Origin of the sequence: Mycobacterium attenuatum (assembly GCF_900566085.1) — a bacterium.
In the GTDB taxonomy this organism is placed as follows: Bacteria; Actinomycetota; Actinomycetes; order Mycobacteriales; family Mycobacteriaceae; genus Mycobacterium; species Mycobacterium attenuatum.
The window spans coordinates 1-22,613 of the sequence record NZ_UPHT01000061.1 but is presented as its reverse complement, the minus strand read 5'-3'; the positions used below and the strand labels follow the sequence as shown (position 1 = coordinate 22,613).

The window sequence follows — 22,613 nt, the reverse complement described above, 5'->3', positions numbered from 1 at the left end:
CATCTTCAAGCCGGCCACACCGTCGATGACGGTGTGATGCACCTTGATATAGAAGGCGAATCGGCCACCTGCCAGGCCGTCGATCAGATACGACATCCACATCGGACGGGACCGGTCGAGCCGCTCGGCGTCCAACTCGGCGATCAGCCGCCAAAAACCGGCGGCGTCGCCGTCCACCGTGCGCCGCTGGCAGTGTTGGGCGATGTCAACGGAATCGGCGTCACGCCAAACCCACATACCCCCGGTGTCGACCCCCTGATGCGGATATCGTCGCAGCCTCGGGTCGATCGCGTCGTTGCCCGCCTGCGTTTCTCGATACAGCTCATCGACGTAGTCGCGGCCCGCACCCGGCGGCGGTGACAGGATCAGAACGGCGCCCACATGCATCGGGTTGGACACTAACTCCGCGGTCATCATCGCCGCATCCAGCGGATCCAGCGGATTCATCTCGTCCTCCGCGATTACGCCGGGCGGTCGCGCTGCGCGGCCGGCCGGTCCAGGAGCCCTGATTGCTGCAACGCTTCCTCGACAAACCGCTGCACCGGCCGGGACCGGAAGAATCCCGCGTGACCACCGGGATACCAAACGATTTCGGGTTTACCCCAGTGCTCCCACAGTCGGGTCACCTGCTCGCGCGGGTGCACCAGCTGGTCGGCTACGCCGGCGTAGATGAAACGACCGGCCATGGGCACCAGCGGGATAAGCGAAAGAGGTGAAATCATCCGGCCGATCGGCTCGGCCACCTTCACCGTGTCGCGGCGGGGGTCGTCGGGATGCAGCCCGGAGTGGCGGCCGAGCAACTCGACCAGATCAGCGACCGGGACACCGAGTATCGCGCAGGTCAGGCCCTCTTCGAGGCTGGCCACCAGCGATGCCAGGTAGCCGCCGAGCGACAGCCCGTTCAGCCCGATCAGCGATTCCGGCTCCTGCAGCCGTATCCAGGACAGCAGCCGCCGGATGTCCCACACTCCCTGAGCCGTCGCGTGGACGTTGTCGAGCACATCCTCGCCGGGAAACACCGCTCCTTTGGGCAGGCCGCGCGCCCGCGGACCGTGCATAGGAAGGACCGGCATGACGATGTTGAGGCCGAGCTCGTCGTGCAGCTTCCAGGATCGGAACAGGGCCAAATCGAGTGGAGCGCGACCCATTTCGGTCCCGTGCACACACACCAGCCAGGGGCGCGGCTCGGAGTGGCGCAGCAACAGCGCGTACTCGCGGTTGCTCGCGCCGTATTCCAGCCATCGCTTCGCACCCGGTTCGCCCGGGTACGGCGCATAGCCGCTGTCGAATTGCAGGCGGTAAAAGGTGCGCCGGCGGTCCTTGACCTTTCGGACCATGACCTCTGCGAGCTGCGGTGGGTCGGCGAAAAACCCGCGCGGGCGACCCAGCCATCCGCGGTTGCCGTAGAACTCCAGACCGGCAGCCACTTCATCGCGGATTCGCTCGAACACGTGCCCGTCGCTGACCGGGCGCCGCGCCTTCAGCCCCATCAAGACGATCTCGTCGCGAAATGCCTGGGCGGCCAACGCGATAGTGGGTCGCGCGATAGGGAGCTCGTCGGGGCTGTGGTCGAGATAGTCGCGCCAAGACTGGGCGAAATAGCGGCCGGTGTGCAGGAAAGGCTTGGCAACATTGCCTAGACCGTTGCCCAAAACAGCCATCCCGGGTGGGCTCAGCTGGCGTGGACCCGGGCGCTCACGGATGTCATCACTGGCCGATGTTGCCATGGCGGCAAAGCTAACAGCCCGCAGAAAGCCACGTTAGGGTCTTACGTCCCGACGAAAGTCACCGGGTACAAATCGTCGTACGGTCCGAAAGTTCGTCGATCAGATCGTTTCCGTGCTTCCGGACGAGTCACGACGCAGAGCATTGTCGACGCTGCCTTGGACTTGGCCGATGAGTTGGTCACCGCGCGGATGGAGCTCTTTGGCAGCGGTGTGGGAAGCACTGGCCGGGCGGTAAGCAAGGCGCGGTGACCTGACCCCTCACTCGACGTCCGGCTCGCCCGACATCAGCAGCACGGCGCTGCGGGCCGCGCGTTGGACCTCGACCGCCGCACCCCAGTCCCGGCCCGCTGGCCGGATCGGCATGCCGATGATGACGTCGATCGCGCCGCGACGCGGGAAGTGGTGGCCCGGCCTCATCACCGACCGGGTCCCCCGAATGGCTACGGGCAGGACCGCGGCCCCGGCCTCGGCCGCCACGACGAAGGCGCCGATGTGGAAGGGGCGCAAACCGGGTGCGCGGGCCAGTCGGCCTTCGGGGAAGATGACCAGCGACTGCCCCGCTCGCGCGCACGCAACCAGCGCGTCGGTGTCGGCCACCCCCTGGTGGCGCTGGTGACGTTCGACGAACTGAGTGCCGAGGCGCCGCAGCGCAAATCCGTACAGGCCCTGCTGCAACTGCTCGGCGACGACAAAGTGGAACGCCGGCGGCAGCACCGCGGCGAGCACGATCCCGTCGATCCAGCTCGGATGGTTGGCCACCGCGATGCAGGTCTGGGCCGGCAGATGATTGAGGCCGTGCACCGTGATGGCCGTTCCGGTAAGGCGGGCCAGTAGGCGGATCGATCGCCGAACCGCCCACCAGCGCCATTGCTCTCGCGGCAACAGCAACAGCAACAAGACCAGCGCCAGCCCCAGGACCAGGTACACCGCCCAGGTGTAGGCCGCAAATGCGACGGCAGCGGCCGCGCGACCGGTGCGGCGTAGCGACGGCGCCGCACCGCGCAACCGGAGCCGCACCAACTCCCACCACACCGCATGTGGTCGGGCTCCGATTCGTCCCGCCTCGTAGAGTTGCCGGCTGGCGGCCCGCCGGATCTTGCCGCTCGAGGTCTTCAACACCGTGCGCGGCGGCGCCAGCACCACGTCGTCCGGCGGTACGCCAAGCAAATCAACTGTGGTGGAAGCGATTTCGGAGCGCAGCGCGGCGCGGGCGGCGTCTTCGGTCAGCCGCGTCTCGGCCACCACGACGAGTCGTTCGGCGCCCCCCGACCGATCGGCGGAGGCGAACACCGCCACACAACCCTTGCGAACCCCGGTGAGGTTGCCGACGGCCTCTTCGAGCTCGGCCGGATGCAGGTTACGGCCGGCCCGGATGATCAGATCCTTGACCCGGCCGGTGACGTAGAGGTCGGCGTCGGCCATGTAGCCCAGGTCGCCGGTATCGAGCCAGTCGCCGTGGAACAGCGAACGGGTGGGCGTCGGGTTGTTGAAATATCCGGCGGTCGCCGACGGACCACGGAACTCGATGCGTCCTTCGCGGCGATCGCCCAGTTCGGTGCCAGCGGTGTCGACGATGCGGATTTCGTGGCCGGGCAGCGGCCGGCCGCAGGCCACGAAGCGCAGTGCGTCACGCTCGCCGGGCCAGGCCGGCTCGGCGCGCCCGGAACGCACGAACTCGTCGCGGCGGATCCGGTCGATCAGCGGACCCCGGCCAAGCGGCGGGAAGGCCAGGCCCACCGAGGATTCGGCCAGACCGTACACCGGGGTCATCGCGTCTGGCCGGAAGCCGTACGCGGCGAAGCGGTCGGCGAACCGTTCTATCGTCGCGGGGCTCACCGGCTCGGCGCCGTTGTAGGCCAATCGCCATGAGCTCAGGTCGAGCCCGGCGATCTCGTCGTCGCGGACCTTGGCCAGGCACAGCTCGTAGGCGAAGTTGGGACCGGCCGACATGGTCGCCCGGTTTGCGTGGATGGCCCACAGCCATCGGGACGGACGGATGAGGAAGGCCTGGGGACTCATCACCACCAGCGGGACGCCGAAATACATGCACCCCAGCCACGCCCCGATCAGACCCATGTCGTGGTACAGCGGCAGCCAGCTGACGAACGTGTCCGTTCCCGAAGCCCCGGCGGCTTGGCCCATGGCCCGGATGTTGGCAAGCAGGTTGCGGTGCGCGAGGGCGACCCCTTTGGGCTGGCCGGTGCTGCCCGAGGTGTACTGCACCAGCGCGAGGTCGTCGGATCTCGGCCGTGGCAGCGCGGGGAGCGACGGCGAGGCGTCTTCGCTTGTACCCGTGAGGGTTTCGGGTACGACGACGTGACGCAGGCTTTCGACGTTGGCGCGCAACAGATGCCCCAGAGTCACCGCCTCGGGCACGGTGACCAGCAGCGTGGCCCCGGCGTTGGTGAGGATGCCGGTGGTGCGGCGCAGATGATCCGCCAACTGGGACGGCCGGGCCGGCGGGTAGACGGGAACGGGTACCGCGCCGGCGAGCACCACACCGGCGAACGTGGTGAAGTAAGCCCGGCAGGTGGGCAACATGATGGCAACCGTCTCGCCCGGCATGACGTCGTGGGCGATCAACCCGGCCGCCACGGCGGCCGCCTCCCGGTGCAGCGTCGCATACGTCAGGTCCGTGCCGCCGCCGGAATCGTCGAGCAGCCGGATGTGCATGCGCTCCGGGGTCACGCCGACGTGCCAGTCGAGGACATCGTTGAGGGTCGACGCCGCTTCGGGCGCCAGCCCGCCCGGTTCCGTGGTGGGCAGAGACACCATGACGCCGCGCTCAGGGGCCAGGGCGGGATGGCCGCGATCGACCGCCACCACCAGATCACGCGGTGTCTCGGCACTGGCCAGCAGGTCTGACGGCAGCGCCACCCCGTATTTGCCCTGTACCCGCAACAGCAGTTCGGCCAGTTCGAGGCTGCCGATACCGAGGTCGTCGAAAGTGCTGTCGAGCGTCACCGAGGGGGGCATGGCATGCGGGTGAACTTCGGCGACCAGGCCACGCACCAGTGCCAGGACGTCGCGCTCCTCGCCTGCCATTTGTCAGGACGCCGCTCTGGACCCCGCGACCCGTTCCCGAATCCGTTCCGCGAAGGCCGCGGCCCGATCCAGGTCGTGACGGTCGGGCCGGCCCTTGTTGATCCCGCCGATGTACCCGAACGGCCCCACGGTGTCCAGGCCCCGGCAGGAGAACAATCCGATTACCTCAAAACCCTTGGCAGCAAGCTGTTTTCCCATCGGCTTGTGATAGCTCGTCAACGGGATCTCGCGGGCGCCGCTGGTGAAGAAGGTGAACGCCGCAACGCCGTCGACCTGCGGCAGGCGACCCAAGAATCTCCGTAACCTCGGGTGCACCGCCATGTAGTAGATGCCTGATCCGAAGCCGACAAGGTCGTAGTCGCCGAGTGTGTGCGGATCGACTTGCTCGGGTTCGAGAACCTGCGCGTGCAGCACCTCAGCCATCCGCTCGGCGACGCGGCGGGTGTTGCCGTGCGACGTCGACACGCACACGATGAGCGATTTCATCGACCAACTCCTTCCGATACCGAAGCCGGACAGGTCCATGCTGCGCAGCCACCTCGTCGTCGGGTAGGGCGCAAAGGCCTCAGCTGGCAGGGGCGTTATGCCCGGCTCAGTCGAATGCGTGGATCACCTGGTAGGCCACGTTCAGCAACTGCTTGCGCACGACGTCGCCGACGGGCAGATCCTCAAGGGCAGGGATTTCCACCGTCGTGGTGACCACCCCGGGATCCTCCCGCTCCCAGTCGGGATGCAGCTTGCGCACCAACGCGTGAACGGCTTCGTTGTCGGCTAGCACCTGGGCCCAGAAGCGGTCGATGCCATCGGTGCGTGCCGCGATCGCCAGGGCGGTCAGCAGCATCGTCCCGATCCCCCGGCGCTGATACGCGTCGCCGACGGTAACCGCGACCTCGGCCAGGCCGGGGTCGTCCTTGTCCCGAACGAACCGGCCAACCGCGACGACCGGCCCGTCGGCACCACTGGTCATGACCCAGACGAAATGATCGACATAGTCGACCTCGAACAGGTAGGCCAGCCGCGCGTCATTGAGCTGGTATGACGACATGAAGCGCCGGTACAGGGTTTCTCGGGAGAAGGCCCCGCTGCTCTGGAACCGTTCGGCATCACCGGGCAGGACCGGGCGCAACAGCAGCTCCGGATGGTCTTCGACCGATACCGCGATCGGGGCGATGTAGGCCGCCAACCGCTGCCGCGCGGTGCGGACCATTCGCTCGGCAACCGCGGGGATGGCCAGCATGGCCTCGAAGGCGTCGTTGTACCCCAGATAGCCGCACACGTCGTCTTTGGCGATCACCGTCGCCGTCCGCACCGTGTGCCGCAACAACGCGATTTCCCCGACGATCAGGCCCGGCGACAGCTCCGTCACCGAGAACTGACCGTCGCGGCCGGCGTGGCTAACCTCGACCCGGCCGGCGGTGATGACGGCAAACGACTCCGCTCGGTCACCCTGGCACATCAGCACCTCGCCCGCGGCCACATGCAGCGGCTTGAGGTGCTCAGCCAACGGCGCGAGCTGCTGCATCGCCACGTCGGCGAACACCTCCACCGCTGCCAGATCCTGGGCCCGGACCGGGCTCACCCCGGCTCACCCACGAAAGCGACCGGCACCGCTACGTGGTGATCGGTTGATAGAGCAGTCATCTCGCTCATTCCTCGGTGGCACGACATCCCCAACATCCGAGTACGCTACCCGCCCGGTTTCGCCACGGCCTGGGCCAAAAGACCTTACCGCCAGGGACTTCGGCGGATCCGGGCAGCGACCAAAGCACACCGGCACCGGTGCTGTTGGCCTCTAGGACGGCGCGCGCACCGGTGGTCAGATCAATACTTACGAGCTGACCAACTCGGAAAACCGGGAGATCACGATGAACGCAGCGATATGGCGGCATCACAAGGTCACGACGATCTATCAGGTGACGGACCGCCTGCACGGCGGACGTACCGCCCGGGTAACCGCGAACGAGATCACCGCCACGGTGGCGGGCTGGTTGTCGGAATTGGGCGTCCAAAGCCCGTTGGTCGACGACCTGGCGTGCGCGGTGCGTACCGGTGACTGGCCGACGGCCCATGCCATCGGCGAATGCCTGTCCATTCAGGTGAGCATCGCGGCCTGAACCGGGCCGGCGCACGCCTGAAGGGACGATTTCCGATGGCTGGATGACTTTGGTCCCTATACCTGCCCGGGCAACCGCAGAAGCATCGGAGGGATCAAGGCGCAAAGAGAAAAGATCGTCATGCACCACTTCGCTAACCAATCACTGTTGATTCCTTTGGGCGAGAAGGGATTTGACTCATGAACGTCGCACTCGCCGCGCTGGAGAAGCCCGATTTCGCCAAGATCGACAGCCGGCCGCCGTCGGTAGCGAGAATGTTCCTCGACCGGGTGGCCGCCACCCCCCATGCGGAGGCCTTCCGCTATCCGCAGGGGAAAGGCTGGGAGAGCGTCACCTGGGAGCAGGTTGGCGAGCGCGTGCGCCAGCTCGCCGCGGGGCTGATCTCGCTCGGGATTGCCGCCGAGGACCGGGTGGCGCTGGCCTGCTCGACGCGATACGAGTGGGTGCTCACCGACTTCGCGGTGATGTGCGCCGGTGCCGCGACCACCACCGTCTACCCGACAACCATCGCCCCGGACGTCGCCTACATCGTCGCCAACTCCGGCAGCCGGGTGGTGGTTGCCGAGGATCAAAAGCAGCTCGACAAGTTGCTCGCGCACCGCGCCGACCTGCCCGCGGTGAGCAAGGTGGTGATCGTCGACGGCAAGGGTGACGGCGACTGGGTGATCACCCTCGCCGACCTGGAACAGTTGGGCAAGCAACTGCTGGCTGACTTCCCCAACGCCGTCGAAGAGCGCGTGGCAGCCGTTGGTCCCGACCAGCTTGCCAGCCTGATCTACACCTCGGGCACCACCGGACGGCCCAAGGGGGTGCGGCTGACCCACGGCGCCTGGACATACACCGCCGCGGCCATCGATGCCCTCAATGTGCTCGGCCCCGACGACCTCAACTTTTTGTGGCTGCCACTGGCCCATGCGTTCGGCAAGGTGATGCTGGCGCTGCCGCTGTCGATCGGCTTCACCACCGCTATCGACGGACGCGTCGAGAAGATCGTCGACAATCTCGCCGTGCTGCATCCCACCGTCATGGGTGCCGCACCCCGAATCTTCGAAAAAGCCCATGCCCGCATCGAGCAGCTGATCGCCGAGCAAAGCCGTTTCAAGAGAACGGTTTTCGGGTGGTCGATGCGGGTGGGGTTGAAGGTGTCTGCGGCCAGGCAAGCGGGCCGGAAGCCGTCGCCGGCCGCGGCACTGGCATACAAACTGGCCGACCGGCTGGTGTTCTCCACCATCCGCGAGCGTTTCGGTGGCCGGATCCGGTTTTTCGTGTCCGCCGCCGCCGCTCTGGACCGCAACGTCGCGCAGTGGTTCGACGCGATCGGCATCACCGTGCTCGAAGGGTACGGGCTGACCGAGACCGCTGCGGCGTCGTTCATCAACCGCCCGCACGCGTACCGGTTCGGCACAGTCGGCTGGCCGTTCCCCGCCACCGAGGTCAAGATCGCCGGTGACGGCGAAATCCTGCTCAGGGGGCCCGGGTTGATGACCTCGTACCACGATTTGCCCGACGCCACCACCGAGGCACTCGACGAGGACGGGTGGTTCCACACCGGCGACATCGGCGAGGTCGACGCCGACGGCTACCTGCGGATCACCGACCGCAAGAAAGACATGTTCAAGACCTCCCAGGGCAAGTACGTGGCACCGTCGGCCATCGAGGTGCGGTTCAAGGGCCTATGCCCGTACGTGGGCGAGCTCATCGTCATCGGCGAAGCCAAGCCCTACTGCGTGGCACTGGTCAGTCTGGACCGCGAGGCGATCACCGACTGGGCTGCCAAACACGGTTTGGCCGGCCGCTCATTCGCCGAAATCGCCGCCGACAACCAGACGCGGGACCTAATCGCGGGATACATCGACATGCTCAACTCGGAACTGAATCGGTGGGAGCAGATCAAGAAATTCACCATTCTCGACCGCGAGCTTTCCATCGAATCCGGCGATTTGACGCCGAGCATGAAGCTGCGCCGCAAGGTGGTGGTCGACAAGTCCGCCGACCAGATAGCGGGCCTGTACCGGAACTGATCGCCGCACCGGCAATCTGCAGGTGATTATCACGACGACAGAGCAGAGAGGGTGGGCATGCGATCAGAACGCCTGCGATGGCTGGTAAACGCCGAAGGTCCGGTTGCCTCGGTGTATTTCGACGACTCCCACGACACCGCCGATGCCGCCGGGCAACTCGAGGCGAAGTGGCGCGATATCCGCCGCCATCTCGAAGACCTGGGTGCACACGCCGAACTCGTCGGCAAGCTCGAAGACGCGGTGCTGCACCATCGCCCGGCCGTGGGCCGGCGCGGCCGGGCGGTGATCGCGACAGCCGACCAGGTGCTGGTCAACGAGCAACTGCTGAGCGCGCCGCCGCTAACGGTGGTCCGCCTGTCCGAGTATCCCTATGTGGTGCCGTTGATCGATCGTGAAATGCTAAGGCCCACGTACGTGTTCGCTGCGGTGGACCACACCGGGGCCGACGTCCGGTTGTACCGCGGCGACACGTTCAGTTCCACCAGCATCGACGGCGGCGGCTACCCGGTCCACAAACCGGCCACTGCGGGGTGGAACGGCTACGGCGACCTCCAGCACACGACCGAGGAAGCCATCCGGATGAACTGCCGCGCGGTCGCCGACCACCTCACCCGGCTGGTCGATGACGCCGACCCGGAGGTGGTGTTCATCTGCGGCGAGGTACGTTCGCGCTCCGACCTGGTTTCGGCATTGCCGCAACGGGTCGCGCGGCGGGTGACCCAATTGCATGCCGGCGCCCGCACCAGCGGCATCAGCGAGGAGGAGATCAGCGGCTTGACCGCGGCGGAGTTCGCGCGCCGGCGAACCGCCGAGCTGAGCGACGTCGCGCAGCGTTTCCGGGCTCAGCTGGGCCGCGGTTCGGGGCTGGCCGCCGAAGGGGTGGCTGCGGTGTGTGCGGCACTGCGTGGCGGCGACGTCGACACGCTGATCATCGGTGATCTGGGCGAGGCCACGGTGGTCACCGGCGCTGCGCGGACTACCGTCGCTCCCGATGCCGACACGCTGTCGGAGCTGGGCGAGCCCGTGGCGCGGGTAGTTCGTGCCGACGAAGCATTGCCGTTCGCCGCGATCGCGGTCGACGCGTCCCTGGTGCGCGCCGACGACCGGCTGACGCCCGCCGAGGGAGTTGGCGCGCTGCTCCGTTATGCCGCCACCGACAGGCTGGCCGGACAGAGTTCCTGACCTCGGGCAGTATCGGGAACCCAGGAGGAGTTGGACACTCGACGTATGAGGCAGTACACGGATCGCGTCGACGCCGGCAGGCAATTAGCACGCCGTCTGGAGTTCTTGCGGGGTCAGCACGTGGTGGTGCTGGGTCTGCCGCGAGGCGGTGTTCCCGTGGCATTCGAAGTTGCCCGGGCGCTGCACGCTCCCCTGGATGTACTCCTGGTGCGCAAGCTCGGAGTGCCGTCGCACTCCGAGCTTGCCTTCGGCGCCATCGGGGAAGGCGGTGTACGGGTCATCAACGACGACGTCGTGCGCGAGGCTTGCATCACCGAGCGGGAGATGGCCGAGGTGGAGACGGCCCAGCGCGCCGAGTTACACCGCCGAGCCGAGCGCTTCCGCGGCGACCACGCCCCGATCGCCCTCGACGGGCGCATCGCGGTGATCGTCGACGACGGGGTCGCGACCGGCGCCACCGCGCAAGCCGCATGCCAGGTGGCCCGCGCCCACGGGGCTAGCCGGGTGATCCTGGCCGTTCCCATCGGAGCGACCGACATCGTTCAACGCTTCGCCGGGTACGCCGACGAAGTGGTATGCCTGGAAACGCCCGTGCCGTATTTCGCGGTAGGCCAGGGCTACCGCAACTTCACCCAGACCTGCGACGACGAGGTGGTGGCGTTGCTACGCCGCGCCCGCGCCGAAATCGGCGTTGGCACCGACGCCGGTGACTCGCCACCACGCGACGAGGAAGTCCGAGTGGATGCCGGACCCGTCTCGGTGGCGGGATGGCTGACCGTCCCCGAACACCCTTGTGGTGTGGTCGTTTTCGCTCATGGCAGCGGGAGCGGCCGACACAGCCCGCGCAATCGTTACGTCGCCGAGGTGCTCAATCGGGCCGGACTGGGCACCCTGCTGCTCGACTTGCTGACACCCGAGGAAGAACGCAACCGCGCCAACGTTTTTGACATCGGCCTGCTCGCGCGGCGCCTGGTGGACGTCACCGGCTGGCTGTCCGATCAACCTGACACCGCTTCGCTGCCGGTCGGATTTTTCGGCGCCAGCACCGGGGCGGGGGCGGCTCTGGTTGCGGCCGCGCATCCCGGGGTCAAGGTCACCGCGGTGGTATCCCGTGGTGGCCGTCCCGATCTGGCGGGCGACGCGCTGCGCGATGTGCATACGCCGACCCTGCTGATTGTCGGTGGCCGCGACGAAGTGGTCCTCGAACTGAACCGGCAGGCGCAAGCGGCGATCCCGGCCGTGTGCGAGCTGGCGGTGGTGCCCGGCGCCACTCATCTCTTCGAAGAACCGGGCACCCTCGATCGCGCGGCAACGCTGGCGCGCGACTGGTTTCTCGAGTACCTCGTTCGTCAGTAGACCATTGGGTCCGTAGCGCCTCAGTGATGCAGTCCGGTGACCGGCTGGTGTGTGCTGGCCTGGATGTCGGCCGACGTCACCGCGAACAACTGATTCGCCAGGTCGGTCAAGGCCCGCGCGATAGCCAATTCGTCGCCGATCTCGGCCACCGGCTCATCGGCCGGGTCCAGCCGGGCCAATCCGACGCCGACCAACGTGTGATCGCCCCAGACCAGGCGTGCCTTGGCCCGGGTCCGCTCGTCGCGCTCTTCGATCAGCACGTCGACATGACAGGACTTGGCGTTGCTGGCGTTGTCGGTCATCGCCCTCCTTAGTGTCTGCGAGTGTCTGCGGTCAACTATTGATGCGATCACGGCCGAACCTATGACCAGTAGAGGCAAAAGTCACGAGTCGGCGTTCCTGTTCGAGCCCGCGGCGATTTCGACCGTCAAGTGCTGGCGGCGCGACCGACGATCGCACGAAAACGCCGGTTCCGAACCTCCCTGGAGTCTTTCGACGGCCCCTATGCCAACGCAACAATACAGGCCCGCGACACGACGCCAAACGCGCCGACATCCCATACTGGACACAACCCGCACCACAACAACCAAAGCAAGGACTACCCAAAAACGCGAACGGGTCAGCAAACTATCGACGAGATCCCATTAACGGATCTCGGACAAATCGAACGCTAGTATTATCAAGCAAAAGATTTTGATGTGACAGATCCGCGAGGTCGCGCGCGATTCGACGCATTCGACCGAGCTGTTAAACAAGTAGTCAATGACCCCGCGACCATGCATATCCAGGGCACCTACCGCGGTCAGCCTGCTATGCTGAACTACAATCCGAAGTCCGGGTTATACGTCATTTAGACTCCGGATCGAAGATTTATATCAGGCTGGAAGTTGAGCCCTGAACAAGCGGCGTACGTGTTGAACGAGGGAAAGTTGGGCGGTGATTAATGTTTCCTGAAGGCGCATCGGTCGAGCGTATGACCACAAAATACCAAGAACTGATATTAAGATCCATCAATCGTGAAATATCTGCTCCGGAGCTTCAATCCTTATACTTTACGGCATTTAAGAACGACAGAGATCAAGTTCCTGGCTGAATTCAAGGTACTCGACAGATTGTTCGCCGATGTCGATGACTACACCGCCGATCCCGAGTTACGGGAGACGGCGGGTGGTTTAGATGATGAACAATTGCGTACCTGCGCGCGTGAAGCCTACCGAAAGCTGTACGAAAGTTAGTGCCAGCAGGGAAAGTTTCACGAGCCAGGTCAGAGGTGGTCGGTCGCTGGTGGGCCTAGGGCCGGGGGCGGTTCAGCCCCTATCCGCCTCACGAATATTCACCCAACGCCCGCTGCGCACGCCGCAGGCTCTGATCGATCAGCCAATCGACGGCGCCGAGGTAGCTTGGCGACGGGTGCGTTCCGGCTAATTCCGCGATCACCCGCTGTTCCCCGAGGACGTCTGCCGCACCGAGGTTTTGGGCCATCCGCGCGGTGCGCACGTCGAGTCCGGCCAGCAGCTCGCCGCACTGCGACCCCGCGATCACGGTACGGCGGGCCAGGGTTCGCAAGGTCTCCCATTCGGCATGCCAGGAGCCGTCGGGGCGTTCGTCGTTGGCCAGTGCGGCGGCGGTGTGCAGGGTCGCGGCCAGTTGGGGTGCGGACATGGCGGCCCGGCGGATCAGGATCGCCAGCACCGGGTTGCGTTTGTGCGGCATCGACGACGATCCGCCGCGCGGTCCGCTGGCGGGCTCGCCGAGTTCGCCGATCTCGGGGCGAGCCAACGTGACGACGTCGGCAGCGATCCGGCCCCAGCAGTCGGTGCAGCAGACCAGAGCGTCCCCCGCGGCGGTGACCGGCGTCCGCGTGGTATGCCACGGTAGCCGCACCCGAAGTCCTAAAGTGGTTGCGGCAGTGCGCACCACACGGTCGGCTAGTTCTACAGGCTCTGCTTCGGCGGTGAGCAGAGCGGCCAATTCAGTCGTGGCCGCCCATGTTCCGACGGCGCCGCCGAACTGAGCCGGGGTGACCAGCGCGCCGAACTGCCGATAGGCGTCGACGACGCCGTTGAGCCAGACCGCGGCCTTAGCGCCGAACGTCGTGGGCGCCGCGTGCTGAGTCAGGGTGCGGGCCAGCATCGGGGTGGCGCGATGCGTCCTGGCCAGCGCTGACAGCGCTTTGATCTGTTGCGCCAGTTGCGTTGTCACGTGGTCGGCGACGGAACGGACCCCCAGCATCAGGGCGGTGTCGAGGACATCCTGGCTGGTCAGTCCGCGGTGGATCCACGGAGCAACGGCCGGCAGTGCCCGATCTCGCAGCAGCGACACCAACGCCAGGACCGGGTTCCCGCCGTCCTCGGCGGTGACCGCGAGCAGTTCGCAGTCATGCTCGCCCACCAGGTGCCGCAGGTCAGCCCCGGCCCGGTCGACGGGCGCCAGTCCGGCGTCGGCCAGTGCCCCCAACCAAGCGGATTCCACCGCCACCATCGACCGCAGCAACGATTCGTCGCTCAGGTAGTCGCCGGCCCGCTGGTCGCCGGGCCACAACAGGTTGGTCATCGCATGTCGTCTCGATACGCTAGGAACGCGGTTTCGCACGGGCCCTGCAGGTGGATGTCGAAACGGTAACCGACACGGCCCGAATCATTTTCGTCCACGCACAACAGCGTGGCACGCCGCCGGGGTTCGACGCGCGCCAGCACCTGATCGGCATCCACATCAGCAGAGGGCAGGTAGGCGCGGGTGAACAGCCGGTGCAACAGGCCCCGGGCGAAGACGGTGATGGCAAAAAACGGCGCCCGCCCGTCGACCGAGCCGGGTGCCACGGTGGTGAACCGGTAACGTCCGTGTGCGTCGGTGGCCGCCCGGCCGAATCCGGTGAACTCGGAAAGTGGTGCGCCCCTGCGCCGCAACGACCCGGCCTGTCGTGGAATGCGACCAGTACCATCGGCCTGCCACAGTTCCAGCAGCGCGTCGGGCACACCGGCGCCGGCACCGTCATAGACCGTGCCGTGCAGCCGAACGGCCCCCGGGTACCCGTCGTCGATCAGCTCGTTGCCGCCGGGATACGACAACGCGATGCCGAAGAATGGTCCGGCGGTTTGCCCTGGGGTGCAAGCCAATTCAGTCATCGACCGTCGCCTTCCGCGTGGGTGCGGCAGCGACCCGATAACACGATGTCCCATCGGTAACCGGTCGCGTACTCTGGCTCGGTGAGGCCGTGGTCGTAGGTGGCAAGCAACCGTTGGCGCACAACGGGTTCCGTGATCGACTGGAAGATCGGATCCAATGCCAGGAACGGATCGCCCGGAAAGTACATCTGGGTGATCAGACGCTGGGTGAACGCCGTCCCGAAGACCGAGAAGTGAATGTGCGCGGGTCGCCAGGCGTTGTGATGGTTGCGCCACGGATAGGGCCCGGGCTTGATGGTGACAAAGCGGTACGAGCCGTCGGGACCGGTCAGGCAGCGGCCGACGCCGGTGAAGTTGGGGTCCAGTGGAGCGGGATGCTGGTCGCCCTGGTGGCGATAGCGGCCGGCGGCGTTGGCCTGCCAGATTTCCACCAGCTGGCCCGCCACCGGTCTGCCGGCTCCGTCGAGGACCCGGCCGGCCACGATGCAGCGCTCCCCGATCGGCTCGCCCGGGTGGCCGGCCGTCAGGTCGGCATCGAGCGGGCCGACGTCCCGCTCGCCGAAGCACGGCGTCCAGCGCTCGACCTCCTCGGGATCGACGGCCAGCGGGGCGCGTTCGGGATGACGCAGCACACTGCTGCGATACGGCGGATAGTCGAGGCGGGGCTGGGTGCCTACGACGCCGGTGCGCTGGTATTCGGCTGCGATGGTGTTGATTTCCGACGTGATGTCGGCTTGGGTCGCGATGCGCTGCGGTGCGGCATTCACGAACCGTGAGGCTACTCGCGGTCGGCAGCCTGTGGGGCTAGCGTTACCGGCATGCCCCAGGACTACGTCTATGACCAGGGCTTTGCCCAGGAACGCAGCAGGTTGGCGGGCATCGAAAGTCTGTGGGACCCGGGGACGCACGCCTTGCTGGACGAGCTCGGCATCGGCCCAGGCTGGCGGTGCCTGGAGGTCGGCGCGGGCGGCGGGTCGCTGCTGGAATGGATGAGCGGCCGCGGCGCCTCGGTGGTGGCCGTCGACATCGATACCCGCTTCATCGAATCGCTGGCCAGCGATTCGATCGACGTTCGCCGCCTCGACATCCGGACCGACGAGCTTGCTCAGGGTGAATTCGACTTGGTGCATTCGCGTCTGGTGCTCGAACACCTGCCGGATCGCCGGCAGATCATCCAACGCCTGGCCGCGGCGCTACGTCCCGGCGGGTGCATGGTCATCGAAGACTACGACTGGACCGGCTTCGGCTTCGAGGGGGCTGCGGTAGAACTCGAGCGGGTCACCGCCGCGATCATGTCGTTCATGCAGCGGTCGGGTTTCGAACCGCATTACGGCCGCCAGGTTGTCGCCGATCTGGCAGCTGCCGGGCTCCATGAGGTTCGCGGTGAAGGACGTGCCCGCGTCATCGATTCCGGCTCACCGGGTTTCGACTTCTTTAGGTTGTCCTTCGAGAGCCTGCGAGACGCCGTCGTCGATGCGGGACTGATCTCCACCGAGGATGCCGACGCGGCCGCGGTTCGGTTCAGCGAGGACACCCGTGTTCTCACGCCGACCATGATGGCCGGCATCGGTCGGCGGTAATCGGCTGTGCGCGGCTACAAGCTTCGTACCAGCGCGGCCCTGCCCTTGGTACGAAGCTTGTACAGCGCAGATCCCCGGTATTGCTCCATGCGTGCGGCCATCTTCTCGCCCAGCTCCTCGAGTTCGGCGTCGCTCATCTTGACCTCGGGAGGAGCGGGGATCATGTCGCGTTCCTCCTCGTCGGCGTGTGCCTCGAGAACGGTCTTGAAGGAGTTCCATTCGTCCTCGTAGCCAGGTGCGCTCTGGGGTGTGCGCAACAGTACCGACAGCTGGTCGATGACCTGGCGATGCTCGGCATGCGCCACCGCGATCAGCTTGGTGGCCGCTGACAGCGCCGGATAGTAGAGGTCGTCCTCGATGCGGAAGTGAATGTCCAGTTCGATCAGCAAGTCGTCGAACAGGGCATGGCGCTCCTCGCTGTCGACCGGCGCCTCGCTGATCTTGCGGCCGAGTCCCTTGATCACCACGTGGTGTTCTTTGAGCACTTCGTAAGCGTTCACTTCGCAATCCCTTCCGAGGCGGGCAGACCTTCATGACCGTCGCCGCGCACTTCCACCACTCCGTCGACCACCCGGGCCTCATAACACGGCAGCGGAGCTGCCGACGGCCCGCGCAACACCTCACCGGACTCCAGAGCGAACCGCGAGCCGTGCCACGGGCACACCAGCCGGCCGCGATCGATCCAGCCGTCGGCCATTGGCGCGGCCAGGTGCGGGCAGAACTCACCGAAGGCAGAAACTTCGCCGGGTTTGGTTTGGCACACCACCAGCCCCACTCCGTCGACCTCGACGCGAACGGGCTTGCCGTTCAACGAGCTCGCGGGCAACACCGGTGTCCATTGCCTGGTGCGCAGGCGCCCTCCGGACTGGTCGATGCCGATGCCGGACTCGAACACCAGCGCCCCGCCGAGGTAGGCGCCGCCGACCGTGATGGCGTAGCCCAGAGCGCTGGCCGCGATCCCGCGAATGTGGTGGCCGCGGCGGCGGTCCAACCACGACATCACATACAGCGCGGTGGCGGCCGTGTTTACCAACCCATGGACCAGCCCCACCCGGCGGTCCTCTTCGTGGGTGTGCTGCCAGTCAGCAATTCCGGTGACAGCCGAGCCGACGCTTGCCGCAATGCCCAGCCCCAGCGCGCGGCTAGCAAACCGGGAGGCGTCCAACACCTCGGAGGCCGGCCGGCCGGGCAGCACGCTGAGGGCGTCCAGGGCCACCGTGGTGCCGAGCGCCCCACTGGCAAACGAGGTCAGCGGCGGATGCACCGGGTGACCCAGCCATACGCCGTTCAAGGCGTTGGTGACGCGGTCGCGCGCCCCGCCTAACGCATTGAAACCGAAGCTGATCAGGTGTTCGAGTCGATAGCTGGGCCGATCCAGCCACTCTTGACGCCCAATGGCGGCCAGCACCCGCGACCCGAATTTGTGCGGCTGCCGATCTCGAGGCCGCTCTGCCATGACACCAGTCCTTCCCCATCAAAGACTCAGCCAGACGGTGACGCGCATCAAGCGAACCCGCCCCCGCACACACCAGCTACCAACGTATCCACGCAGCACAGCTCCATAACGTCTTCTTAAATGTGAAGTGACTGTGAATCAGCCCCGGAACCCCTGTGCGATCGCTGACCCCGCCGGACCCAATTGACGGTCGCGGCGTTCTGCGCGATTCTGTTATGCAGAATAGCTTTCTGTCTTACAGATAATTGCTTCGAAGAGTTGGGGCTGGATGTGACCGATCACAGTGCCGCCCTCGGCGGTCTTGCCGACGCGCTGCGCCGGGGGATGGTTCCCGCCCACATCTACAACGACAAAGCGTTGTTCGAGCTGGAAAAAGAGCGGCTGTTCGGCCGCGCGTGGATGTTCGTGGCCCATGAATCGGAGGTCCCGCAGGAGGGCGACTACGTCGTGCGCCGGGTGCTCGACGATTCGTTCATCATCGCCCGCGACTCCGACGGCGTGGTGCGCGCGCTGTTCAACATGTGCCTGCACCGCGGCATGCAACTGTGCCGCGCGGAGATGGGTAATGCCTCCAACTTCCGCTGCCCCTACCACGGCTGGACCTACCGCAACGACGGCCGGCTCACCGGCCTGCCGTTCCACCGGGAGGCTTACGGCGGTGACGCGGGGTTTCCGAAGGGTCAAACCCTATTGCCCGCACCGAATTTGGCCAGCTACAACGGTTTGATCTTCGTCAGCTTGGACGCGCGCGTCCAACCGCTCGAGGAGTACCTCGGCGACTTCCGGTTCTACCTGGACTACTACACCAAGCAGAGCGCTGCCGGGCTGGAGATGCGGGGGCCGCAGCGCTGGCGGATCAAGGCCAACTGGAAGATCGGCGCCGAGAATTTCGCCGGCGACATGTACCACACGCCACATACTCATGCTTCGATAGTCAAGATCGGGTTGTTCCGCGAGCCGAAAGCCCACAAACGCAAGGACGGCGCCACCTACTGGGCCCACCGCGGGGGCGGAACCACCTACAAACTTCCGTCGGGCGGCTTCGAGGAACGCATGCGCTATGTCGGCTACCCCGACGACATGATCGGCCGGACGAAAGATATCTGGACATCCCGGCAACAGCGGGTCATCGGGGAGGACGGCTTCATGTTCTCGGCTGCCACCTGTTTTCCCAACCTGAGTTTCGTGCACAACTGGCCCAAGCTGCCCGGCGTTGATTCCGAAGACGAAAAGGTGCTGCCGTTCATCTCGATCCGGCAGTGGCAGCCGATCAGCGAGAACGAAACCGAGGTCTGCTCCTGGTTCGCGGTCGACGCGGGCGCACCCGCGGACTTCAAGAAGCGGTCCTACCAGGCGTACCTGATGTGCTTCGGGTCGACCGGGATGTTCGAGCAAGACGACGTGGAGAACTGGGTGTCACTGACCACCACCGCCGGCGGGACGATGGCGCGGCGGTTACTGCTCAACAGCCGGATGGGGCTGCTCGCCGACGACCGGCCCGTCGTCGAGACGTTGCCGGCCGAGCTGTTCCATGGGCCCGGACGGGCGCAAGTCGGCTACAACGAGTACAACCAACGCGAGCTGCTCAAGCTGTGGGCGGCTTACTTGACATGAGAGACTGCTTGGCGTTCAACGATATTCGTCATCTCCAGGCGCACCGGTTCCTGGTGGACGAAGCCTACCTGCTCGACGCCCAGCAATACCAGCAATGGCTGGACACCATGACCGACGACATTCGCTATGTCATGCCGGTGCGTGTCACGACCGCCCGCGGCGCCGGGTTCGACACGTCACCGGGAATGGCCCATTTCGACGAGGACAAGTACTCGCTGACCCAACGGGTCGCTCGTTTTGCCACCGAGCACGCCTGGACCGAGGATCCCCCTTCGCGACTGCGGCACTTCATCACCAACGTACGCACCTTTGCCGGGGAGGACGCCGCGCAGCTGATGGTCGAATCGGCCGAACTGCTGTTCCGCAGTCGCGGCGACGTCAACGAAAGCGCACTGTTGTCCTGCGGCCGCCAGGATGTGCTCCGCTGGTGCGGAGATCCGGAAAACAGGTGGAAGTTGGCGCGTCGCAACATCATTGCCGACGAGTCGGTGCTGCGGATGCAGAATTTGGCGGTGTTCTTATGAATCCCGTCGGCGAGCCCATCACCGTCGCAAACGAATTCACCGAGGTAGTGGTCCAGCGCGTCGACACCCGCAACGGCTCGCGGCTGCTGATCACCGCCCCCAGAACCGGGCGGTGGATCAGTCTGGACGCGCTCGAAGTGGAGGCGCTCACGTGGCAGAACCCTCATACGCTGGCGGCCATGGTCGGCAATTCCCGCGCTCCGTTACTGCCCGACGAACCCGAGGAATGCGATGACGGGCTGGCTTGACGGCAAGCGGGCACTGGTCGTGGGTGCCGGTTCGGGAATAGGGCGTGCCGTCGTCGACGCATTCCGCGCCGAAGGAGCCAAAGTGGCTGTCTTGGAACTCGATACCGACAAGTGTGCGAGGTTGCGCCAGGATCTGCCGGAAGTGCCGGTGGTCGAGGGCGACGCCACCAGCCGGGCGGCCAATGACCGCGCGGTCGCCACGGCCGTGGATGCGTTCGGCGGGCTCGACACCCTGGTCAACTGCGCCGGCGTGTTCGACTTCTACCGGGGTGTCAGCGATATCGACGCCGAAGTCTTGTCGGCGGCCTTCGACGAGATGTTTCGCACCAACGTGCTGAGCCATCTGCACTCGGTCAAGGCAGCGGTGCCCGCCCTACATGCCCAAACCGGATCCTCGATCGTGCTGACCGAGTCCACCTCGTCGTTCTATCCTGGGCGCGGCGGGGTGCTGTACGTGTCGTCGAAGTTCGCCGTGCGGGGGCTGGTCGCGTCGTTGGCGCATGAATTGGCGCCGGGAATTCGGGTCAACGGGGTGGCGCCGGGCGGCACGCTCAACACCGACCTGCGCGGCCTTGCCAGCCTGGGGCTGGATGGGGTGCGACTCGACTCACCCAACAGGACAACTGATTTGGCCGCGCGGGTGCCGCTCAACGTCGCGCTCACCGGTCACGACCATGCGTGGAGTTTCGTGTTCCTGGCATCCCAGCGCTCCCGCGGCATCACCGGCGAAACCATCCACCCGGACGGCGGATTCGGCTTGCGGGACAGTCATGACACTTGACTCGCAGCGCACGCTGGTCGCCCTGGGCTGCCGCGTGGCCGCGGCGCGCGGCCTGGTCGACGGCATCCTCGGCCATCTGAGCCTCCGCGTCGGCGACGACCAGCTACTCATCCGCTGCCGCAGCGACACCGACGCGGGGCTGGCATTCACCCGGCCCAGCGATATCCGGTTGATCGGGATTGACGGAACCCCGGGCGGCGCAGCGGAACTCGACGGATACCGCATCCCCAACGAACTACCCATCCACGTCGAGACCATGCTGGCCGATCCCCGGCGCCGGGCGGTCGCACACCTGCATCCACCGGCCGTCGTCGCCGCGGATCTGGCCGGCATCGAAATCCGGCCGATCTATGGGGCGTACGACATTCCCGGCGCCGTGCTCGCCCGCGGTGGCGTGCCCGTCTTTGAACGCGCGGTGCTGATTCGAAGTTCACAGCTGGGCCAGGATATGGTGGCGGCCATGGGCAGCGCGCCCGTGGTGATCTGTCGGGGCCATGGAATCACCAGCGCGGCCGGCAGCATCCAGCAGGCCGTCTTACAAGCGATCAGCCTCGACGCGCTGGCCCGAATGTCGTTGCAGGTCAGTGCTGCCGGCGGTACGCTGCGCGACATCGCCGAAGCCGATTGGGATGACCTGCCGGACTTGGGATCTGACTTCAACATCGCGGCGGCCTGGCGGCACGAGGTGGCGCGATTGGGTATTCAGCCAAGCTGAACGCCGATCTCCTTGGCTGCCTTGGTAAGTGCCGCGGCGATCGAGGAGTACTTGGACTTGTCCAGCCGGTGGTACGGAGCCGCGGCGTTGAGTGCAAGCCGCAAACCCGGGGCCTCGGCGGGAATCGGTACCGCAACCGACGCCACGCCTTCCTCGCTTTCTTCCCGGTTGACGGCATAACCGCGATCGCGGATGCGGGAAAGCTCGGACTCCAACTCCGTGCGGCTACCGATCGAATGGGCGGTGACGCGCTTCAGTTCGTCATTCGGAAGTAATTGCCGCAGTTGCGCTTCGGGCAGCTGAGCCAGCAGCGCCTTGCCCGTCGAGGTGCAATGCGCAGGCAGGGCGCGGCCCAGCCGGGACGCCACCCGGACGGCAGCCGGGCCCTCGACGGCAGCGACGAATCGGACATCGGCGCCGTCCAGCATGCCGACGTGGATCGTTTCCCGCAGGCGTTCGCTGAGATCGCGCATGATGGGCATGGCCGTTCCCTGGATGTCGATGCGGCTGAATATCGAGAACGCCACACTGGTCAGCGCCGGACCGGGCAGGTACGCCTTCGACACCGGGTCTTGGCGCACGAAGCCCCGATATATCAGCATCGCCAGCAGTCGGTGCGCGGTGGACGACGCCACACCCAGATATCGAGTCGCCTCACTCAAGCGGATCTCAGGACGTTCGCCGAGCAGCAACAGCAGCTTCAGCGCGTTGTCGACAGATTCGATCGGGTATTGCGGCACAAGCGAATCGGCGGCCGGCATGCCCGCCACGCGCTGCCTTTTCGTCGGCATGACAGTGACGGTACCGCCGATGCATGCCTGATCACACTACGATGCCCGGCAGACCGTTGCTTCCGGGCACACCCAAGTTGCCGGTGAACCCGGAGTTGCCGCCCGGGCCACCAGCGCCGCCGCCGGTGCCGCCTTGCCCGCCCAACGCCAGATTGCCGCCTTGGCCGACGGTGCCGCCCGTCGACGCATTGCCGCCGTTGCCGCCGTTACCGCCGGCACCGCCCTGACCGCCGTTGCCACCGGTGCCGCCGGCACCCGTACCACCGTTGGCGCCGGCCCAACCGATCACGCCGCCGGCTCCCCCGCTGCCGCCGCTCGATCCGCCGGCCCCTCC

23 protein-coding genes and 2 pseudogenes are annotated in these 22,613 nt (G+C 66.2%); 12 read left to right on the top strand and 13 right to left on the bottom strand.

The window, feature by feature from the left end:
* The 5 genes from EET13_RS10860 to EET13_RS10840 all read right to left on the bottom strand — a co-directional run.
* The coding region (locus EET13_RS10860; protein ID WP_244603856.1) for a wax ester/triacylglycerol synthase domain-containing protein at positions 1-447 on the bottom strand (447 nt) is incomplete at its 3' end.
* Positions 448-461: 14 nt separating this feature from the next.
* Positions 462-1,727, bottom strand: a complete 1,266-nt coding sequence (locus EET13_RS10855; protein WP_122442294.1) for an alpha/beta hydrolase family protein — start codon at positions 1,725-1,727, stop codon at positions 462-464.
* Between the two features lie 258 nt (positions 1,728-1,985).
* Positions 1,986-4,772, bottom strand: a complete 2,787-nt coding sequence (locus tag EET13_RS10850; RefSeq protein WP_122442293.1) for an AMP-binding protein — start codon at positions 4,770-4,772, stop codon at positions 1,986-1,988.
* A gap of 3 nt (positions 4,773-4,775) precedes the next feature.
* The gene (locus EET13_RS10845) at positions 4,776-5,258 is read right to left on the bottom strand and encodes a flavodoxin family protein (RefSeq protein ID WP_168991093.1); all 483 of its coding nucleotides are present in this window, start codon (positions 5,256-5,258) and stop codon (positions 4,776-4,778) included.
* A gap of 106 nt (positions 5,259-5,364) precedes the next feature.
* Positions 5,365-6,351, bottom strand: coding sequence for a GNAT family N-acetyltransferase (locus EET13_RS10840; RefSeq protein WP_244603855.1), 987 nt, complete (start codon positions 6,349-6,351; stop codon positions 5,365-5,367).
* Positions 6,352-6,637: 286 nt separating this feature from the next.
* On the opposite strand from EET13_RS10840, the gene EET13_RS10835 reads away from it, so the two are divergent.
* The 4 genes from EET13_RS10835 (at position 6,638) to EET13_RS10820 (ending at position 11,445) form a co-directional block, all read left to right on the top strand.
* On the top strand, positions 6,638-6,886 hold the full coding sequence (locus EET13_RS10835) for a hypothetical protein (protein ID WP_122442291.1): 249 nt from the start codon (positions 6,638-6,640) through the stop codon (positions 6,884-6,886).
* Between the two features lie 179 nt (positions 6,887-7,065).
* Positions 7,066-8,907, top strand: a complete 1,842-nt coding sequence (locus EET13_RS10830; RefSeq protein ID WP_122442290.1) for an AMP-dependent synthetase/ligase — start codon at positions 7,066-7,068, stop codon at positions 8,905-8,907.
* 57 nt (positions 8,908-8,964) lie between these two features.
* Positions 8,965-10,089 carry an Rv2629 family ribosome hibernation factor gene (locus EET13_RS10825; protein ID WP_122442289.1) on the top strand — a complete coding sequence of 375 codons (1,125 nt, stop codon included), beginning with the start codon at positions 8,965-8,967 and terminating at the stop codon, positions 10,087-10,089.
* A 45-nt stretch (positions 10,090-10,134) separates the two neighbouring features.
* Positions 10,135-11,445: a phosphoribosyltransferase gene (locus EET13_RS10820; protein WP_122442288.1), complete on the top strand. Its 1,311-nt coding sequence runs from the start codon at positions 10,135-10,137 to the stop codon at positions 11,443-11,445.
* Positions 11,446-11,465: 20 nt separating this feature from the next.
* Here the strand turns inward: EET13_RS10820 and EET13_RS10815 are convergent, their stop codons facing one another.
* Complete coding sequence (locus tag EET13_RS10815; RefSeq protein ID WP_122442287.1) at positions 11,466-11,747, bottom strand: DUF1876 domain-containing protein; 282 nt, start codon at positions 11,745-11,747, stop codon at positions 11,466-11,468.
* Between the two features lie 390 nt (positions 11,748-12,137).
* Here EET13_RS10815 and EET13_RS32750 point away from each other — a divergent pair.
* Positions 12,138-12,299: pseudogene (locus tag EET13_RS32750) on the top strand (colicin D domain-containing protein); the annotation flags it as partial.
* Between the two features lie 162 nt (positions 12,300-12,461).
* Positions 12,462-12,680, top strand: coding sequence for a colicin immunity domain-containing protein (locus tag EET13_RS10805; protein ID WP_168990745.1), 219 nt, complete (start codon positions 12,462-12,464; stop codon positions 12,678-12,680).
* An 88-nt stretch (positions 12,681-12,768) separates the two neighbouring features.
* Here EET13_RS10805 and EET13_RS10800 read toward each other — a convergent pair whose 3' ends face one another.
* From EET13_RS10800 to pcaH, 3 genes are read right to left on the bottom strand one after another with little or no spacing between them, the layout of a single operon-like run.
* Positions 12,769-13,998 carry a lyase family protein gene (locus EET13_RS10800; protein ID WP_122442284.1) on the bottom strand — a complete coding sequence of 410 codons (1,230 nt, stop codon included), beginning with the start codon at positions 13,996-13,998 and terminating at the stop codon, positions 12,769-12,771.
* Positions 13,995-14,570 carry a protocatechuate 3,4-dioxygenase subunit alpha gene (gene pcaG / locus EET13_RS10795; RefSeq protein ID WP_122442283.1) on the bottom strand — a complete coding sequence of 192 codons (576 nt, stop codon included), beginning with the start codon at positions 14,568-14,570 and terminating at the stop codon, positions 13,995-13,997. The genes EET13_RS10800 and pcaG overlap by 4 nt, the downstream gene beginning before the upstream one ends.
* Complete coding sequence (gene pcaH / locus EET13_RS10790; RefSeq protein ID WP_122442282.1) at positions 14,567-15,337, bottom strand: protocatechuate 3,4-dioxygenase subunit beta; 771 nt, start codon at positions 15,335-15,337, stop codon at positions 14,567-14,569. Before pcaH ends, pcaG begins: the two co-directional genes overlap by 4 nt.
* A 51-nt stretch (positions 15,338-15,388) precedes the next feature.
* Here pcaH and EET13_RS10785 point away from each other — a divergent pair, with 51 nt between their 5' ends.
* Positions 15,389-16,150, top strand: a complete 762-nt coding sequence (locus EET13_RS10785; protein WP_122442281.1) for a class I SAM-dependent methyltransferase — start codon at positions 15,389-15,391, stop codon at positions 16,148-16,150.
* 14 nt (positions 16,151-16,164) lie between these two features.
* On the opposite strand, the gene EET13_RS10780 is transcribed toward EET13_RS10785, so the two are convergent.
* Together EET13_RS10780 and EET13_RS10775 are read right to left on the bottom strand one after the other, a co-directional pair.
* Entirely contained in the window at positions 16,165-16,650 is a 486-nt protein-coding gene (locus EET13_RS10780) for a hemerythrin domain-containing protein (protein ID WP_122442280.1), read from the bottom strand.
* Positions 16,647-17,606, bottom strand: coding sequence for a Rieske (2Fe-2S) protein (locus tag EET13_RS10775; RefSeq protein ID WP_122442279.1), 960 nt, complete (start codon positions 17,604-17,606; stop codon positions 16,647-16,649). Before EET13_RS10775 ends, EET13_RS10780 begins: the two co-directional genes overlap by 4 nt.
* Before the next feature lie 324 nt (positions 17,607-17,930).
* On the opposite strand from EET13_RS10775, the gene EET13_RS10770 reads away from it, so the two are divergent.
* The 5 genes from EET13_RS10770 to phtC are packed head-to-tail and all read left to right on the top strand — an operon-like array spanning position 17,931 to position 21,488.
* Positions 17,931-19,220: an aromatic ring-hydroxylating dioxygenase subunit alpha gene (locus EET13_RS10770; protein ID WP_122442295.1), complete on the top strand. Its 1,290-nt coding sequence runs from the start codon at positions 17,931-17,933 to the stop codon at positions 19,218-19,220.
* Positions 19,217-19,744, top strand: a complete 528-nt coding sequence (locus EET13_RS10765; protein ID WP_122442278.1) for a 3-phenylpropionate/cinnamic acid dioxygenase subunit beta — start codon at positions 19,217-19,219, stop codon at positions 19,742-19,744. The genes EET13_RS10770 and EET13_RS10765 overlap by 4 nt, the downstream gene beginning before the upstream one ends.
* Positions 19,741-19,992: a dihydrodiol dehydrogenase gene (locus EET13_RS10760; RefSeq protein ID WP_122442277.1), complete on the top strand. Its 252-nt coding sequence runs from the start codon at positions 19,741-19,743 to the stop codon at positions 19,990-19,992. The genes EET13_RS10765 and EET13_RS10760 overlap by 4 nt, the downstream gene beginning before the upstream one ends.
* Positions 19,976-20,773 carry a 3-(cis-5,6-dihydroxycyclohexa-1,3-dien-1-yl)propanoate dehydrogenase gene (gene hcaB / locus EET13_RS10755; protein ID WP_122442276.1) on the top strand — a complete coding sequence of 266 codons (798 nt, stop codon included), beginning with the start codon at positions 19,976-19,978 and terminating at the stop codon, positions 20,771-20,773. The genes EET13_RS10760 and hcaB overlap by 17 nt, the downstream gene beginning before the upstream one ends.
* Positions 20,763-21,488, top strand: a complete 726-nt coding sequence (gene phtC / locus EET13_RS10750) for a 3,4-dihydroxyphthalate decarboxylase (protein WP_122442275.1) — start codon at positions 20,763-20,765, stop codon at positions 21,486-21,488. Before hcaB ends, phtC begins: the two co-directional genes overlap by 11 nt.
* On the opposite strand, the gene EET13_RS10745 is transcribed toward phtC, so the two are convergent.
* Positions 21,476-22,279 (bottom strand): IclR family transcriptional regulator, encoded by an 804-nt coding sequence (locus EET13_RS10745; RefSeq protein ID WP_122442274.1) that lies wholly within the window; start codon positions 22,277-22,279, stop codon positions 21,476-21,478. The genes phtC and EET13_RS10745 overlap by 13 nt on opposite strands.
* A gap of 31 nt (positions 22,280-22,310) precedes the next feature.
* A pseudogene (locus tag EET13_RS32265) lies at positions 22,311-22,613 on the bottom strand (PE family protein); the annotation flags it as partial.